17 protein-coding genes and 1 pseudogene are annotated in these 16,996 nt (G+C 41.3%); 17 read left to right on the top strand and 1 reads right to left on the bottom strand.

All coding sequences use genetic code 11. The features are described 5' to 3' along the window. Window positions 1-220 precede the first annotated feature (220 nt). From PG840_RS11215 to feoB, 6 genes are all read left to right on the top strand, one after another. Window positions 221-379, top strand: coding sequence for a hypothetical protein (locus PG840_RS11215; RefSeq protein WP_008374277.1), 159 nt, complete (start codon window positions 221-223; stop codon window positions 377-379). Beyond that, window positions 376-1,716: a TrkH family potassium uptake protein gene (locus tag PG840_RS11220; RefSeq protein ID WP_117556823.1), complete on the top strand. Its 1,341-nt coding sequence runs from the start codon at window positions 376-378 to the stop codon at window positions 1,714-1,716. The genes PG840_RS11215 and PG840_RS11220 overlap by 4 nt, the downstream gene beginning before the upstream one ends. 15 nt (window positions 1,717-1,731) lie before the next feature. Next, window positions 1,732-2,385, top strand: a complete 654-nt coding sequence (locus PG840_RS11225; RefSeq protein WP_117556825.1) for a potassium channel family protein — start codon at window positions 1,732-1,734, stop codon at window positions 2,383-2,385. 20 nt (window positions 2,386-2,405) lie between these two features. Continuing rightward, window positions 2,406-3,473, top strand: a complete 1,068-nt coding sequence (locus PG840_RS11230) for a sensor histidine kinase (RefSeq protein WP_227084649.1) — start codon at window positions 2,406-2,408, stop codon at window positions 3,471-3,473. Next, window positions 3,463-4,164 carry a response regulator gene (locus tag PG840_RS11235; protein WP_118198520.1) on the top strand — a complete coding sequence of 234 codons (702 nt, stop codon included), beginning with the start codon at window positions 3,463-3,465 and terminating at the stop codon, window positions 4,162-4,164. The genes PG840_RS11230 and PG840_RS11235 overlap by 11 nt, the downstream gene beginning before the upstream one ends. Window positions 4,165-4,292: 128 nt before the next feature. After that, complete coding sequence (gene feoB, locus PG840_RS11240; protein ID WP_270205480.1) at window positions 4,293-6,638, top strand: ferrous iron transport protein B; 2,346 nt, start codon at window positions 4,293-4,295, stop codon at window positions 6,636-6,638. 43 nt (window positions 6,639-6,681) lie between these two features. On the opposite strand, the gene PG840_RS11245 is transcribed toward feoB, so the two are convergent. Further along, window positions 6,682-7,581, bottom strand: a complete 900-nt coding sequence (locus PG840_RS11245; protein ID WP_118217462.1) for a LysR family transcriptional regulator — start codon at window positions 7,579-7,581, stop codon at window positions 6,682-6,684. Window positions 7,582-7,851: 270 nt separating this feature from the next. On the opposite strand from PG840_RS11245, the gene PG840_RS11250 reads away from it, so the two are divergent. From PG840_RS11250 to PG840_RS16860, 11 genes and pseudogenes are all read left to right on the top strand, one after another. After that, window positions 7,852-8,973, top strand: a complete 1,122-nt coding sequence (locus PG840_RS11250; protein WP_118217463.1) for a 5-methyltetrahydropteroyltriglutamate--homocysteine S-methyltransferase — start codon at window positions 7,852-7,854, stop codon at window positions 8,971-8,973. 90 nt (window positions 8,974-9,063) lie between these two features. Next, window positions 9,064-9,588, top strand: a complete 525-nt coding sequence (locus tag PG840_RS11255) for a nitroreductase (RefSeq protein ID WP_022220868.1) — start codon at window positions 9,064-9,066, stop codon at window positions 9,586-9,588. A gap of 11 nt (window positions 9,589-9,599) precedes the next feature. After that, on the top strand, window positions 9,600-10,550 hold the full coding sequence (locus tag PG840_RS11260) for a radical SAM protein (protein WP_270613652.1): 951 nt from the start codon (window positions 9,600-9,602) through the stop codon (window positions 10,548-10,550). 776 nt (window positions 10,551-11,326) lie between these two features. Next, window positions 11,327-12,634 carry a putative ABC transporter permease gene (locus PG840_RS11265; RefSeq protein WP_270540597.1) on the top strand — a complete coding sequence of 436 codons (1,308 nt, stop codon included), beginning with the start codon at window positions 11,327-11,329 and terminating at the stop codon, window positions 12,632-12,634. A 141-nt stretch (window positions 12,635-12,775) separates the two neighbouring features. After that, complete coding sequence (locus tag PG840_RS11270; RefSeq protein ID WP_270613653.1) at window positions 12,776-13,777, top strand: permease; 1,002 nt, start codon at window positions 12,776-12,778, stop codon at window positions 13,775-13,777. Between the two features lie 260 nt (window positions 13,778-14,037). Then, window positions 14,038-14,379 carry an ArsR/SmtB family transcription factor gene (locus tag PG840_RS11275; protein ID WP_270613654.1) on the top strand — a complete coding sequence of 114 codons (342 nt, stop codon included), beginning with the start codon at window positions 14,038-14,040 and terminating at the stop codon, window positions 14,377-14,379. Beyond that, on the top strand, window positions 14,372-15,304 hold the full coding sequence (locus tag PG840_RS11280; RefSeq protein ID WP_117556840.1) for a CobW family GTP-binding protein: 933 nt from the start codon (window positions 14,372-14,374) through the stop codon (window positions 15,302-15,304). Before PG840_RS11275 ends, PG840_RS11280 begins: the two co-directional genes overlap by 8 nt. A gap of 15 nt (window positions 15,305-15,319) precedes the next feature. After that, on the top strand, window positions 15,320-15,565 hold the full coding sequence (locus tag PG840_RS11285) for a thioredoxin family protein (RefSeq protein ID WP_270613655.1): 246 nt from the start codon (window positions 15,320-15,322) through the stop codon (window positions 15,563-15,565). Further along, window positions 15,532-16,599, top strand: a pseudogene (locus tag PG840_RS11290) (ATP-binding protein); the annotation flags it as partial. The gene PG840_RS11285 and the pseudogene PG840_RS11290, both read left to right, overlap by 34 nt. Before the next feature lie 6 nt (window positions 16,600-16,605). Continuing rightward, window positions 16,606-16,812, top strand: a complete 207-nt coding sequence (locus PG840_RS16855) for a hypothetical protein (RefSeq protein ID WP_330674132.1) — start codon at window positions 16,606-16,608, stop codon at window positions 16,810-16,812. Between the two features lies 1 nt (window position 16,813). After that, window positions 16,814-16,996 (top strand): hypothetical protein (locus PG840_RS16860; RefSeq protein ID WP_330674133.1); only part of this gene is annotated, 183 nt, incomplete at its 3' end.

The raw sequence follows: 16,996 nt of genomic DNA on the forward strand, positions 1-16,996 counted from the left end.
CATAGAAAATCCCGAAGGAACTTCCTATGAAACAAAAGGCACTGCGTGCTGGAGATGCACATTCTTTCTATTTAATGAAATTCCTAATCCCATTTTTCAGCAGGAAATTATAACGGAATATTTACATAAAATCAGGAATCTTTATACAATCTTTATACTAAAAATACTATCATTGATTTACAAAACAGGAGAGGAAAAACAGTGAGAGGAAGGAAAGGTTATGTTCGAGATTGAGAGTATTATTTTATTTACAGGGATCCTGAGCTTTCTGCTGATCGCCGGATTGCATCTGATGCGTGAACTCGACATTTTTCTGAAGAAGGATAAAAAAGAGAGAGAGGAAGAAAGATATAGAGGAGAAAGGAAACGAAACAAATGACAGTAATATATAAAAAGATGACACAGACACAGATGATTGTTGTCGGGTATTTGTTGTTGATCCTTTTGGGAAGTATTCTCTTAATGCTTCCGGTTTCATCAAGGGATGGAAATATGACATCTTTTGCAGATGCATTATTTACCTCGACATCCGCATCCTGTGTGACTGGGCTGGTTGTACAGGATACATATCTGCACTGGTCTTTTTTTGGACAGCTTATCATTTTGATCCTGATCCAGATCGGCGGTATGGGATTTATGACAATTGGTGTCTGTGTGGCGATTCTGTTAAGAAGAAAGATAGGGCTTAAAGTCCGTGGAATTTTGCAGGAGAGTATCAATAGTATTCAAATTGGTGGAATTGTAAAGCTTACGAAGAAGATTATAAAAGGAACACTTTTTTTTGAAAGCATTGGAGCTGTATTGCTGATGATCCGGTTTATTCCGGAATTCGGAATAGGAAGAGGAATCTGGTACGGGATCTTTCATTCTATATCAGCCTTTTGCAACGCCGGGTTTGACCTTATGGGAGAAAATGGTGCCTATCAGTCACTGATCAGATATTCGGATGACTGGCTGGTAAATACAGTGATCATGCTGCTGATTATAATCGGTGGAATCGGTTTTTTGGTGTGGGATGATCTGTCTGTGAAAAAATTTCAATGGAAAAAATATCATCTGCATACAAAGATTGTATTATCAACAACAGGTTTTCTGATTATAGGAGGAGCAGTTTTATTCCTGATACTGGAAAAAAATAATGTACTGGCAGGGATGCCTGTGAAAGAACAGATACTCTGTTCTTTATTTCACTCGGTGACAGCCAGAACGGCAGGATTTAATACAACCGATACAGGAGCGTTGACGGAAGGCAGTAAACTTGTTACTATGATTCTGATGTTCATAGGAGGAAGCCCGGGATCTACAGCAGGTGGAATTAAGACGACAACCGTAGTGGTTCTTATTGTATTTGTGCGTGCAAATCTGATGGAAGCAGCCGGTTGTAATGTATTTAACAGAAGACTGGATGAAACTGCGATCAGAAAGGCCAGTGTTGTAATGTGTACGAATTTGTTCCTTATACTAACAGGAACGATCTTCATGGAAATTATGCAGCCGTTTTCTTTGTCGGATGTGATGTTTGAAGTCTTTTCTGCAATGGGAACAGTGGGAATGTCTGCGGGAATCACAAGAGATGTATGTATGGCATCAAGAATGGTGCTGGTATTTCTGATGTTTTGCGGAAGAATAGGAAGTCTGACATTTGCGCTTTCATTGAAAGGGCACAGACATGAAGCACCGATCCGGAAACCGGTAGAAGAAATTACGATAGGATAGAATAAGGAGTAGAAAATGAAATCAGTATTGATTATTGGACTTGGAAGATTTGGTCATCATCTGTGTATTGATATGGCAAATCGGGGAAATGAGGTAATGGTCATCGATAAAGATGAGAAAAAGACACCGGATTTGTTGGAATACGCAACAGCAGTACGGGTAGGGGACTGTACAAATGAAGAAGTATTAAGAAGTCTTGGAGTAGGAAATTTCGATCTTTGCTTTGTGTGCATCGGATCAAATTTCCAGAGCAGTCTGGAGATAACAAGCCTGGTAAAAGAGCTTGGAGCCAAACATGTTGTCAGTAAGGCAAACAGGGATATCCATGCAAAATTCTTATTGAGAAATGGAGCGGATGAAGTCTTTTATCCGGATCGGGATATTGCAGAGCGACTGGCTGTAAAATACAGTGCAAATCATGTTTTTGACTATTTTGAACTCAGTAAGGATTATTCGATTTTTGAAATCCAGCCGAAGGCTGCATGGATCGGGCGGACGATAGAAGAAGCGGATATAAGGGCAAACTATCATATAAATGTATTTGGAATAAAGAAAAATACAGAGGTGGTGGTCCTTCCGAGAGCGGATTATGTGATGCATGAGAAGGATCATCTGCTTGTAGTAGGTCTTACAAAGGATATTGACCGTCTGCTTGCAAGTATAAAATGATGAATGATGGGGGAAAGAAAATGACAAAAAAGAGAGTAAAATATATGGTGCAGTCGATTGCGATCATGGCGGTTGCAACATTTTTGTCTTTTTTTCTCCAGAGTTATGGAATTCGAAAAGAAAATATTCTGATGATCTATATTGTGGGTGTACTGGTCATAACAGTTACAACTACCGGTTATCTGTATGGAATGATGGCTTCTGTATGCAGTGTGCTGCTGTTTAATTATTTTTTTACAGTGCCGGTGCATACATTTGCGATGACGGATCAGAATGATGTGGTACGTCTGGTATTTTTCCTTATCACAGGATTCATTTCCGCAAGTATTATGGTACGATTTCATAATCAGGTGCGTATTGCAGAGGAAACAAGGGCACAGATGGAAAGAGAAAAGCTGAAAAGCAATATGCTGAGAAGTATATCCCATGATTTCAGGACACCTTTGACCGGAATTATGGGAGCTGCAGGACTCTTAAAAGAGGCGGATGAGTTGGATGCCGGAGTCAGAAAGGAACTGGCAGGAGAGATACAGGAGCAGTCTGTATGGCTGATGCGCCTGATGGAAAATATTTTGAATATGACAAAGCTGGAAAGTGAAGAATTTGAGATCCGGAAAAACCAGGAAGTAGTGGATGATCTGATCTATGAAGCCGTATCACATATCATAGGACTCCGGGAAAAGAGGAGGTTTGAAATTAAACTTCCGTCGGAGCTGATTGTTGTAAATGTAGATGGAAAACTGATGGTCCAGGTGCTGGTCAATCTTCTGGATAATGCGATGAAGCATACAGGGGAAAATGGATGGATCTGTATAGAAGCCAGATATGATGCAGGGAAAGTGTGGATCAGTGTAGAAGATGACGGAGACGGGATTCAGGAAGATCTGAAAGAAAATATTTTTGACGAATTTGTTACAAGGTCAGATGAAAAAGGGGACAGACAAAGAGGAATTGGACTGGGACTGGCTATATGTAAAGCGGTAGTAAATGCACATGGTGGAAATATTTGTGCAGAGAACAGAAAAGAAGGCGGAGCAAGGTTCATGTTCTGGTTGGAGGCAAGGCAGGTAAGTACAGATGGCAGATAAGCATAAAATTTTAATTGTGGAAGACGATAAATATATTATTAACTTTATCTCGATGAGTCTTAAGAAAGAAGACTATGATTATGTGATTGCGAAGACATGTGGAGAAGCAAATGCACTGTTCTATGCAAACAGACCAGATATGATCATTCTGGATCTTGGACTTCCGGATGGTGACGGGATTGAGATTATAAAAAATGTAAGAGAAATCTCGAAGATACCGATCATTGTGGTCAGTGCAAGACAGGAAGAGGAAGAAAAAATACAGGCACTGGATCTGGGGGCAGATGATTATGTGACAAAACCGTTTTATATGGGCGAACTGCTGGCCAGAATCCGCGTGGCGCTCAGAAAGAGTAACCAGATTCCGGAGGAAAAGAAAGAAAAAATCTTTCAGTGTGATTATCTGAAAGTGGACTGGGAAAAACATCAGGTATCGATAGATGGGAAAGAAGTTCATCTGACTCCGATGGAATATAAAATTTTGAAACTATTGATCGACAACAGGGGAAAGGTACTGACACATAATTATATTCTCGGTCAGATCTGGGGCAGTGCACAGGGAGTAGAAGCAGCCAACCTGAGGGTATTTATGGCAGCACTGCGAAGGAAGATAGAAAAGGATCCCGGAAATTGCAGATTTATTCTGACAGAAATCGGAGTAGGGTACCGGTTTAGAGAGGCTACGGAATAAAACAATTTGCAGACGATGAAATTAGTTAGAAAAAACGAATGTTATTCTTGAATGACTACCTACAGGACTGATATGATAATGATATAAATTATCAATAAATGGTTTTGCCAAAGGAGACAGATAGAGGAATGACATTAAAAGAATTACAAGTCGGAAAGACAGCTACGATTCTTTCCGTAGGAGGAAATGGTGCACTCAGGCAGCATTTTCTGGATATGGGATTGATCCAGGGAACAGAAGTAACGATTGTAAAGTATGCGCCGATGGGGGATCCGGTTGAGATCAGGATCCATGGTTATGAACTTACGATCCGTCTGGAGGATGCCGGACAGATTGAAATTACGCCGGCCCATGAGCCGCATTATAAGAAGAAGGAAGGCAGACAACCGTTAGGAGATGCACAGCATCCGGGGTATGGAGAAGCAGGCATTTTTCATGAGAAGAAAACAGAGCATCCGTTACCAGAGAATACGACACTTACGTTTGCATTGGTTGGAAATCAGAATTGTGGAAAAACAACGCTGTTCAACCAGCTGACCGGATCGAATCAGCATGTGGGAAATTTCCCAGGTGTTACGGTTGACAGAAAAGACGGTGTGATCAAGGAACATCCCAATACCCGTATCACCGATCTTCCGGGAATTTATTCTATGTCTCCGTATAGCAGTGAGGAAATTGTTACAAGAGAATTTCTGCTTCAGGATAAACCGAAAGGAATCATCAATATTGTAGATGCAACCAATATTGAACGGAATATGTATCTGACGATGCAGCTTATGGAACTTGAGATCCCAATGGTTGTTGCACTGAATATGATGGATGAGATGCGTGTGAACGGTGGCTCTGTGCGTGTGAATGAGCTGGAAGCATTTCTCGGAGTACCGGTTGTACCAATCTCGGCAGCAAAGGGAGAAGGAATTGCGGAACTGGTAGAACATGCACTGCATGTCGCAAAATATCAGGAAGCACCGGAGGAAGTGGATTTTTGCTCTGCTGAAGGTCAGGAAAGTGCGGTTCACAGATGCATTCATGCGATCATGCATCTGATTGAAGATCATGCAAAGGAAGCAGGGATCCCGGTCAGATTTGCAGCAAGCAAACTGGCAGAGAATGATGAGCTTGTCCTGGAAAAATTAAAGCTGAGCCAGAATGAAAAGGAACTTCTGGAACATATCAATCTGCAGATGGAAGAAGAATGCAAGGTAGACCGTTCATCGGCAGTAGCGGGAATGCGTTTTAACTATATCCAGCGTGCCTGTGAAGATACGGTCTTAAAGCCACATGAGAGCAGGGAGCGGGTGCGAAGCAGGAAGATTGATCAGGTTCTGACAGGAAAATATACCGGGATTCCGGCATTTATCGCAATTATGGGACTGGTATTCTGGCTCACATTTAATGTGATCGGAGCATTTTTGCAGGATCTTCTGCAACAGGGAATTGACCAGGTGATTGTAGCCTGCAGTCAGGCACTGGATGCGGCAGGAGTCAATGGCGTATTAAAGTCACTGATTGTAGATGGAATCTTTCAGGGGGTTGGAAGCGTGCTGAGTTTCCTGCCGATCATTGTTACACTGTTCTTTTTCCTTTCGATGCTGGAGGACAGTGGATATATGGCAAGGGTTGCGTTTATTATGGATAAACTTTTGCGAAAGATTGGTCTTTCCGGAAGAAGTATTGTACCGATGCTGATCGGATTTGGATGTACAGTACCGGGAGTTATGGCGAGCCGGACACTTTCTTCAGAGCGTGATCGTAAAATGACGATTATGCTGACTCCGTTTATGAGTTGTTCAGCAAAACTTCCGATCTATGCATTCTTTACAGCGGCGTTTTTCCCGGGGAAGGGTGCAATTGTAATGATTGGTCTCTATTTCTTCGGAATCCTGATGGGAATCCTTACTGCACTTGCAATGAAAGGGACGATGTTCAAAGGAGAACCTGTTCCGTTTGTTATGGAGCTTCCGAATTATCGTATGCCGGGAGCGAAAAATGTTGGTCAGCTTCTCTGGGAAAAAGCAAAGGACTTCCTGCAGAGAGCATTTACCGTTATTTTTGGTGCAACGATCGTGATCTGGTTCCTGCAGAGCTTTGATCTGCATCTGAATATGGTGACAGATTCACAGGCAAGTATCCTTGCAACGGTAGCAGGTATGATCGCACCTGCATTCATTCCACTTGGATTTGGTGATTGGAGAATATCAACGGCACTGATTTCCGGATTTATGGCAAAAGAGAGTGTTGTCTCCACTCTTTCGATTTTGTTTGGGTCAACAGCAGCACTGACAGCGGTGATAAATACAGCCGGTGCAGCAGCACTTTTGATTTTCTGTCTTTTGTATACACCGTGTGTGGCAGCGATTGCTTCTATTAAAAGAGAACTTGGTGGTAAATGGGCGATCGGTGTTGTGATCTTTCAGTGCGTGATTGCATGGGTTGCTGCATTTATTGTGCATGGAATTGTATGTTTGTTTTAAAACAAAAACTTCTGGAAACAGGAAAACTGCTTCCAGAAGTTTTTTATTGCAGATATTTTTTCAAGGCATCCAGATAAGTTGTCCCTAATCTGCTTAACATCCTTTTTTTATGTGTAATATACCCAATCCGCATATCACTTTCGTCAGCAAGAGGAACGGAAATGATATCTTTTCCATTCAACTTTTTGTCAATTACACCACTGCATACTGTGTAACCATTTAGCCCGATCAGAAGATTAAATAAGGTGGCACGATCCCGTACACGGATATTTTTTTTGCGTTCAGATACAGAAAAGATTTCTTCTGAAAAATAAAAAGAATTGTGTTCACCCTGTTCAAAGGAGAGATATGGATAATCGTCCAGTTCTTCATTGGTGATTATTTTGTGATCGGCGAGAGGGTGACGTCTGCTGATAAATACATGTGGTTTTGCAACAAACAGCTGATGAAAAATAAGCCCGTTGGATTTTAAAATTTTTTCCAGAACCGTTTCATTAAAATTATTTAAGAAAAGAATTCCAATCTCGCTGCGCATTTTTGCTACATCTTCGATGATTTCGTATGTCTGGGTTTCGCGGAGACTGAAATCATATTCATCCTGTCCGTAGGTTTTGATCAGATCGACAAAAGCATTGACAGCGAAAGAATAGTGTTGCGTGGATACACAGAATTTCTTTTTTCCGCCGGAAGTTCCTTTGTATTTATCTTCGAGAATAGCGGCCTGTTCCAGCACCTGTCTGGCGTATCCTAAGAAATCTTCGCCTTCTTTTGAAAGGATGATCCCTTTATTAGTCCGGAGAAAAATGGTAATCTTCATTTCTTTTTCCAGTTCACGGATTGCGTTTGTCAGGCTTGGCTGGGAAATATAAAGACGATTTGCGGCTTCGGTAATTGTTCCTGTTTCAGCAACAGTTACGACGTATTTTAATTGTTGAAGAGTCATATTTTTCACTTTCTATAAAGAATATTGTTTTTGGGTTTGGGATATCAGAAAAGTATCTGGAAAATGTATCTTAGCGGAAAATACTTCTGGCCAGATATCCTGGTAATATTGTAGCATGGAAGCAGGGAGCGTGAAACATTTTTTTGATATTGCTATAGTTTTAAACTATGGCAAACTGTATTTTTTTTGTATTTTTCAGATGCAGAATACTCTGCTATACTTTCAAACATAAAAGACAGACAGTACGAAAGAGAAAAGGAGAGCTATATTATGAGTAAAAATACACCATTTCGTTATGATTATGTAGGAAGTTTTTTAAGACCGGAAACACTGAAAAGAGCAAGAAGAGATTTTGAAGAAGGAAAGATTTCAAAAGAAGAACTGACAAAAGTAGAGGATGCTGCAATTTTAGACCTGGTAGAGAAGCAGAAAAAAGCCGGATATCATGTGATTACAGACGGCGAGTTCAGAAGAGCAACCTGGCATCTGGATTTTATGTGGGGATTTAATGGGGTGGGACATGAACCGACCAAGACCGGACTTCCGTTCCACGGAGAAGCTGCAATGATCGATGATACTTATCTGACTGGAAAAATTTCCGTAGATCAGCATCCATTTGTAGAACATTTTAAATTTGTAAAGGCACTGGAAGATGAAAATACAGTAGCAAAGCAGACGATTCCGGCACCGGCACAGTTCCTGGAACAGTTTATTATGCCGATGTACATTCAAAATACGAATAAGTATTATCCGGATGTGGAAGAACTGGCAGAAGATATCGCAAATGGATATAAGAAAGTTATTCGTGACCTGTATGATGCGGGCTGTAGAAACATTCAGTTGGATGACTGTTCATGGGGAATGTGTGTAGATCCACATGCTACAGCAATTTTCGGAACCGATGAAGCCGGACTTCAGAAAATCATGGAACAGCTTCTTGCTATCAATAACCGTGCAATTGAGGGATCGCCGGAGGATCTGGTGATCAACACTCATGTATGCCGTGGAAATTTCCATTCTACTTATGCAAGCAGTGGTGCATATGACCGTGTGGCAGAAGCTTTATTCGCCCGTGAAAATGTAAGTGCATATTATCTGGAATTTGATGATGCACGTTCTGGTGGATTTGAGCCGTTGAAGAGTGTAAGTGGTGATAAAAAAGTGGTTCTCGGTCTGATCACAACCAAGTCACCAAAGCTGGAAGATAAAGAAGACGTAATTAAGAGAATCCATGAAGCAGCGAAATATGTCCCGCTCGACAGACTGTATTTGAGTCCACAGTGTGGATTTGCTTCCTGTGAAATCGGAAATAAACTGACAGAAGAAGAACAGTGGAAGAAGCTTGCACTGGTAAAAGAAATCGCGGAAGAAGTCTGGGGCGAAGAAAAATAAGCCAGATATAAAAATTTAATAAATAAGATACATACAGCTCCTTTCAAATCGTGCTACAATAGAAGCAGATTTGAAAGGAGCTGAAAATTTATGAATGAAGTAATCAAAAATATGGAAGAACGCAGAAGTGTCCGTGGATACAAACCGGATATGATCAGAAAAGAGGATCTGGATACGATCATTGAGGCCGGAACTTATGCGGCAACGGGAATGGGAATGCAGTCACCGATCATCGTGGCAGTGACGGATAAAGCAACAAGAGATCAGCTTTCAGCAATGAATGCAAAAATTATGGGAACCGATACAGATCCGTTTTATGGTGCACCGGTAGTTCTTATTGTACTTGCAGATAAGGCAAGACCGACATATCTTTATGATGGAAGTCTTGTGATGGGAAATCTGATGAATGCAGCGCATTCGCTTGGAATCGGAAGCTGCTGGATCCACCGGGCAAAAGAAGAATTTGAATCCGAGGAAGGAAAGGCTCTTCTGAAAAAATGGGGAATCGAAGGAGACTATGAAGGAATCGGTCATTGCGTACTTGGATATGCGGCAGCAGAACTTCCTGCAGCAAAACCAAGAAAAGAAAATTATGTCTATTATGTAGAAGCATAGGAGTGTGACATATGGATTACGAAGGACAGATTTGCCGGGCTCCGATGGAAAGAAGCTCTTTCATGCTTCCGGTTATGGTTGGATGCTCATATAATCAGTGTAAATTCTGTAATTTATTCCGGCATCTGAAGTATCGGGAACTTCCGATGGAACAGATTGAAGCGGAACTAAAGAGAGTGCGGGAACTGCATGGGAAGCCGAAGAAGATCTTTCTGGGGGATGGTAATGCATTTGGTCTGAAGACAGAAAAATTGTATGAGATTCTGGATCTGATCGCATATTACTTCCCGGAATGTGAAGGGATTAATATGGATGCGACTGTTACGAGTATTTTACATAAAAGCCAGGAAGAGCTGGAAATGCTTGCTAGAAAAAAGGTAAAGCATCTGTATATTGGAATCGAGAGCGGACTGGATGATGTGCTGAAATTTATGAAAAAAGATCATGATCTGGCACAGGCATATCAGGCAATCGACAGGCTTCATGAAGCAGGACTGATCTATGATGCACATATTATGACTGGAGTCGCAGGAAAAGGAAGAGGAATGGAAAATGCAGAAGCACTGGCGCAGTTCCTGAACAGGACCAATCCGGCGCATGTAGTGAATTTTTCCATGTTTCTGCATAAAGAAGTTCCGTTATATCAAGATATACGGCAAGGTATTTTTGTTCCGGCAGATGAGCTGGAAACAATTCGGGAAGAATATCATCTGATCGAAAGGATCGCACCGGAAAAAGCAGGAGCAAATATTTTATATGATGGTTTTCATGACTTTATCCATGTGAGAGTCAGAGGACATCTTCCGGGTGATAAAGAAAAAATGCTTGCCAAATTAAATGGTATCATTCAGGAATATGAAGGAAAAGAGCCGGTTTATTCCTTTGTACAGGGGGAATGCCCGGATCTGGAATACTGTGATGATGGTAAAGCAGTATGGGATATGGACCGGAAGACTTCATAGAATCCGCTGTACTATGAATCTGCAGAAATTGAGCGCGTCAGCAGGCGCGCTCTTGAACTTTGGAACAGAAAATATGTCATAAAAAATCCACTGTATCTGATCTTTCAGCTACAGTGGATTTTAATTTGATCCATCCATTGGATTATCCTCCTTATTCACTTCTTATCTATCTGAAACTATTATCTCAAATAGTTTTTTCTATGTAAATTTCAATAATTATTATGCCATTGGTCTGCACCTCTTACTCTTATTGATTTGATATTGTATAAATTATCTTGCCATTGGTCTGTACCTCTTGCTTTCATCAGATTTATTCTGGTTTTAAATTATGTTCCTTTTGGTCCGTACCTCTTACTTTCTTAGACTTTGGAGTTAAAATTAAGTTTCTGGTGGTCCGTCCTCCTTTTGTTTTGTTGATATTATAATATCTCATAAAATGCAAAATGTCAATAAAAATTCTGAAAAAAATAAAATAATTTTAAATATATGAAATAAATCAGGAATACAGATAAAAAATAGAGAAATATATATGATAAACAAATAAATATACAGAAAAAGCAGAAGGCGCAGTCCGAATTTCGACTACAGGAAATGAAATGACGATGTGGATATGCGGAATCTGCAGATCATCGAGACGGTATGGGGAGTCGGATACCGGTTTAACCGGCTGTAAAAAAACGATTGGTGTTATATAATATCTTTACGGATAAAATCCCAATTGTAAGTTCATGGTTGGCATGATAAGATGATACCATGAATTTACAAAGGAGAAGACTATGAATCACTATACTGGATATGAATTACTGTGGCTCTTTTTTATTTATTCTTTTGGTGGCTGGGTATTGGAAACGATATCGGCAACTTTGAAGCAGAGAAAGTTTGCTAACCGAGGCCTGGTAAATGGACCGTTCTGTGTGCTCTATGGTCTGACCGCAATTGCGATGACAGTGGGATTACAGGAACTTCGGGGAATCTGGCTATTTATCTTTGCAACGGTCTATGCAACAGTTGCAGAATGGGTCAGTGGACATCTGATCGAAAAAGCATTCAAGGCAAGATGGTGGGATTATTCAAATATCAAATGGAACCTGGATGGATATATTTGTCTTCCGGCTTCACTATTTTGGGGTGTGCTCGGTTATCTGGCAGTGAGATGGTGCAATGGGATCATGTTGATTTTATTACATATTCTGCCGAAGCTTCTGATGCATATTGTGCTGCTGACACTGATCGGTGTACTTTTTGTGGACATCTTTGGTTCCTTTATGCTTCTTACCGGAAAGAGTAAGAATCCGGAGCGCTGGATCGCAACGGATGCCGGGATGGATAAGATCAGCACAAAAATTGCGGGAAAGATTGCCGGAAGTCTGGAAAAGCGTCTGAAAAAAGCATATCCAAAGGCAAGAAAAATTGAAGAGGAAATCCGGGAAGAGAACAAAGAAAAGATATTTGCAAAAGGGTGCGGCTTTTATAAGATCGTGATGCTGTTTATGATCGGTGCTTTTCTAGGAGATATCACAGAAACGCTTTTCTGTCGTGTGACGGCTGGAGTATGGATGAGTAGAAGCAGTGTGGTCTGGGGACCGTTCAGCATTGTCTGGGGGCTTGCAATTGCACTTGTCACAGCACTTTTGTATAAATATAAGGATAAAGGGGATCGTTTTCTTTTCCTTACAGGAACATTGCTTGGTGGTGCTTATGAGTATTTCTGCAGTGTGTTTACGGAACTTGTATTTGGAAAAGTGTTCTGGGATTACAGTAAGATCCCGTTTAACCTGGGAGGTCGAATCAATCTGCTTTACTGCTTTTTCTGGGGAATTGCTGCGGTTGTGTGGTTTAAAATATTATTTCCACCTGTGGAAAAATGGATTGAAAAAATACCGGCAGTTGCAGGAAAGATTCTGACCTGGGTTTTACTGGGATTTATGGTTTGCAACATTCTGGTATCCTGTGTGGCACTGGTAAGATATGATGAGAGAGGAAATGGTGTGCAGGCGACAAATGCCGTCCAGAAGTGGGCGGATGCACATTATGATGACGCAAAGATGAAGAAAATCTATCCAAATGCGAAGGGGATAAATTAGAAAAAAACGGGAACATATTGACAAAATTCTATATGAAGAGTAAGATGTAGTTAGAAAACCGGTGTGAGAAATAGATTGCACCGGTTAAAAAATGAAAAATATATAGAAATATTTCTATATTTCTATGGGAAGGGAGAGAGAATGAAAATCATAAAAAACGGATGGGATTTCTTTCAGGACCAGATTCTTGGAATGCACTGGCTGAAAGATCTGATCGGAAAACTTCTTGTTAAAGCCGGATTGGGAGAGGGGAGGTTTCCAGGAGAATTTCTTCACTTTTTCCTGTATGATATCATAAAAATTTTTGTGCTGCTTGCGGTGCTGATCTTTGTGATATCCTATATTCAAAGCTATTTTCCGCCAGAGAAAAGCAGAAAGATTATGGGAAGATTTCATGGAATCTGGGCGAATCTGATCGGAGCACTTCTAGGAACAGTGACTCCGTTCTGCTCCTGCTCATCGATTCCGATCTTTATGGGATTCACCAGTGCGGGATTGCCGCTGGGAGTTACTTTCTCGTTTCTGATTTCATCTCCGATGGTGGATCTGGGATCTCTGGTTCTTCTGATGAGTGTCTTTGGAGGGAAGATCGCATTTGCTTATGTGATTGTTGGACTTGTCATAGCTGTTATAGGGGGAACGATCATTGAGCGGCTGCATATGGAAGACCAGGTGGCAGATTTTATCCGGCAGGCACCGAATGTGGAGGTAGCTTCGCCGTCGCTTACAATAGCAGACCGTATGGATTATGCAAAAAATCAGGTTGTGGTTACTGTCAAAAAGGTAGCTCCGTATATCGTTGTCGGAGTCATCATCGGGGCAGCTATCCACAATCTGATCCCAGAGCATATCGTCCGAAGCATTCTTGGAAAACAGACCTGGTACGCCGTGCCACTGGCGACAGCAGTAGGCGTTCCCATGTATGCAGATATTTTCGGAACCATCCCAATTGCAGAAAGCCTGCTCGCAAAAGGGGCAGGACTTGGAACGATTTTATCCTTTATGATGGGAGTGACTACACTTTCCCTTCCATCCATGGTAATGCTGTCCAAAGCGATTAAGAAAAAGTTACTCGGAACATTCATTGGAATCGTGTGTATCGGAATCATCATTGTGGGGTATGGGTTTAATGTGATAATATAGGGTAGCAAACTCATATGCCGTTCGTGCTTGCACGTAAAGGCATATGAATTTGCTACCCGCCGGACATGAGGAAGGAGCGATTTACGAAGGAAATCAGCGGATTCCGAATGGACGAAGGATTGCGGGAGCAGCAACGCTGCGGAGCAATCCGTAATATTATCAAAGTAGTGGGGCAAATTTAAATATCATTCGTGCTTGCACGAAAAGGCATATGAATTTGCTACCCGCCGGACATGAGGAAGGAGCGATTTACGAAGAAAATGCAGATAGACTATGAAAAATATGCCCGTATATTCAAAGTGATGTCGGATCCGAAACGCCTGAAGATCATCGACATGTTATCCGAAGGAGAATTATGTGCCTGTAAGATCCTGGAGGAATTTCATATTACACAGCCGACCTTATCGCATGATATGAAGCTGATGTGTGATCTGGGAATCGTAAAGGCGCGCAAAGAAGGAAAATGGATGCAGTATTCTCTGGACATAGACGTAATGAATGAGGTTTATAAGACAGTGGGGCGTCTGATGATTCCGGGAGATTATGCCGGACTTTTAAATTGCAATTGTAATACGGAAAAGGAGAAAATGAATCATGAGTAAAATTAAATTATATTTTCTGACAGGGTTCTTAGGAGCTGGGAAAACGACAATCTTGAGAAATCTGCTTGAAAACATGGAAGGAACAAAGGTTGGGGTAATCCAGAATGAACTGGGAAAGATCAGTATTGACGGAACGGTGCTTCAGAATAATGATATCCAGATGATAGAATTGAACAGAGGCTCTATTTTTTGCAGTTGCCTTCGTTTATCCTTTGTGGATGCACTGACGCAGATGGCACAGAAAGGTCTGGAATATGTGTTTGTGGAAAGCTCTGGATTCGGGGACCCGTCTAATGCAGAAGAAATTCTTGCAGCCACAGAAGTAATGGCGCCTGGGGCATATGACTTCAGAGGATGCATCTGCCTGGTGGACTGTTATAATTTTCTGGATCAGATCGGGGATTCAGAGACAATTGACCGTCAACTTAAACACTGCAATCTTGCGGTTCTGACAAAGGTTGATCTGGTGGGTAGCGAGCAGATTGAACAGGTGAAAGACAAAGTGCGTGAAATTAATCCGGTATGCCCAATTACAGAGAGTGCGAATGGAAATATTGACCGTTCGTTTTATGATATGGATCTGATGCTGTACAAATGGGCAGAATGTGAGGATACTACGAATTCATCGAAAAATAAACCGAAAACATTTTCCATGGATTTTACAGGAGAGATCCAGAAGGAAAAGCTGGAAGCTTTCCTTGCAAAGATTGAACCGGATGTTTTCCGTGTAAAGGGATTCTTTAAAGTAGAAAAAGAAGGATGGGAAAAGGTTGACGTAGTTGGAAAAAAACGGGATTATGCACCTTACGAACCACAGCCGAAGTCTCAGCTTGTTTTTATTTCCAAAATCGGAATTGCACTGATCCGCGAAATCGCGGCAGCGTGGGAAGAATGTGTGGGACTTCCTATGAAACTGAATAATTAAATCTGGAGGCAGGATATGAATATAAAAGTAATCGGAAGTGGCTGTGAAAATTGTGATAAGACAAATGCGGTTGTGAAGGAGTGTCTTGAAGAACTCGGGATGGATACGGAAATCGAGAGAGTGACAGACCTGGTTGAGATCGTAAAGCTGGGAGTGATGACGGCTCCTTCGGTGATGATTGACGGGAAACTGGTTGTTGCCGGTCAGGTGCCATCGAAAAAACAGATGATGAAGATATTGATGCTCTTTGCAAAGCTATGAAAGAGCAGGCTGTCAAAAATGCCCGTACAGAGGAACAGAAAGCATCGATTAAAGATGTAGGCAGACAGCAGTTGCGCTCCTGGGGTATTTTGATTGAGCGTGATGAAAAAGATTATCCGTCTAATGCTTTTGCTATTTTGACTGGCAACGGAGGACTTCATGTTGCAACGCAATGTGGTGTGTTCAAAGGTACAACAAAAGCGGTATTTGTTGACCGCAGAGAATATACCGGTCCGCTTTGGGAGCAGATAGATGAAGCATTTCAGTTTGTTCTGAGAAATATTCATTTCGGTGCTACCATTGTGGGAATTTATCGGCAGGATGTTTATGAGATTCCACCGGATGCCATTCGTGAGTTGATTATCAATGCCATGGTACATCGTAGTTATCTGGATCATGGTACGATACAGGTTGCCGTATATGACAACCGATTGGAAATTACTTCTCCTGGAAAGTTGCCAATGGGACAAACTATGGAGCGTATGAAAGAAGGCTATTCTAAAATTAGAAATGAAGCCCTTGCTCATGCGTTTGCCTATATGAACCTGATTGAGCATTGGGGAAGCGGCATTCCGAGAATTATTGATAAAGTAAAAGCTGCCGGACTGCAGGAGCCGGAGTTTATTGGTGGCGAAGTTGATTTGCGTATCAATATTTATCGAGGACAGGTTGACGGCACTGTTGACCTCAATAACGCCATTAAAGTGCCGGATACTATTGACAAAATGCCAGATAGTGACAATAAAGTGCCGGATAAAACAGAAATAGTGCCAGATAATATGAAAAAAATGCCGGATAGTGGCAATGAAGTGCCAGATACGACTGAGAAAATGCCGGATAGTGAACAGGAACAACAAATCTATAAATATGTATTGGAAAATGGCTCTATTACTACTGCTGAAACAGTAGAGATTTTAGATGTAAAACATCGTAGAGCCAGAGCTGTCTTGTTGAATATGGTTAAGGACGGTTATTTGAGAAAAGAGGGTGCGGCACGAAGCACTATTTATGTAAAAAGTACGGAAGGGAGATAATGCAGCATGGATACAGATAAAATAATACAAGATTTAAATCGCAGATTTGCTGCACCTCTGCCTGAGTTTTATCAGCGTCGTATCATTTTCTGGTATGATGAAGATAAGGAATTTGAGGATAAACTGGATGAAGTGGTTTTGGAAAATGCAAAGGTGATTGCGCTGACAGGAAATAATGCGTTTTCTGTAAAAAAAACTGCTTTCAGTAGATGATTTGACCACAAATTATCTGGTTTACAGTCCGTGTGTCTATAATCGCCCGGATGATAACTGGATTCTGGATGTAGAGCTTTACAGTGAAGAGTTTCGGGCAGATCTGATTTCTATCTGGATGGATGAGATGGGACTTATATCAAATGCAGTATGTTATGGGCCATTCAGATGCACAGATTACAAT

The sequence above is a fragment of the Coprococcus sp. AM97-35 genome (assembly GCF_027697525.1).
Lineage (GTDB): Bacteria > Bacillota > Clostridia > Lachnospirales > Lachnospiraceae > Allocoprococcus > Allocoprococcus comes.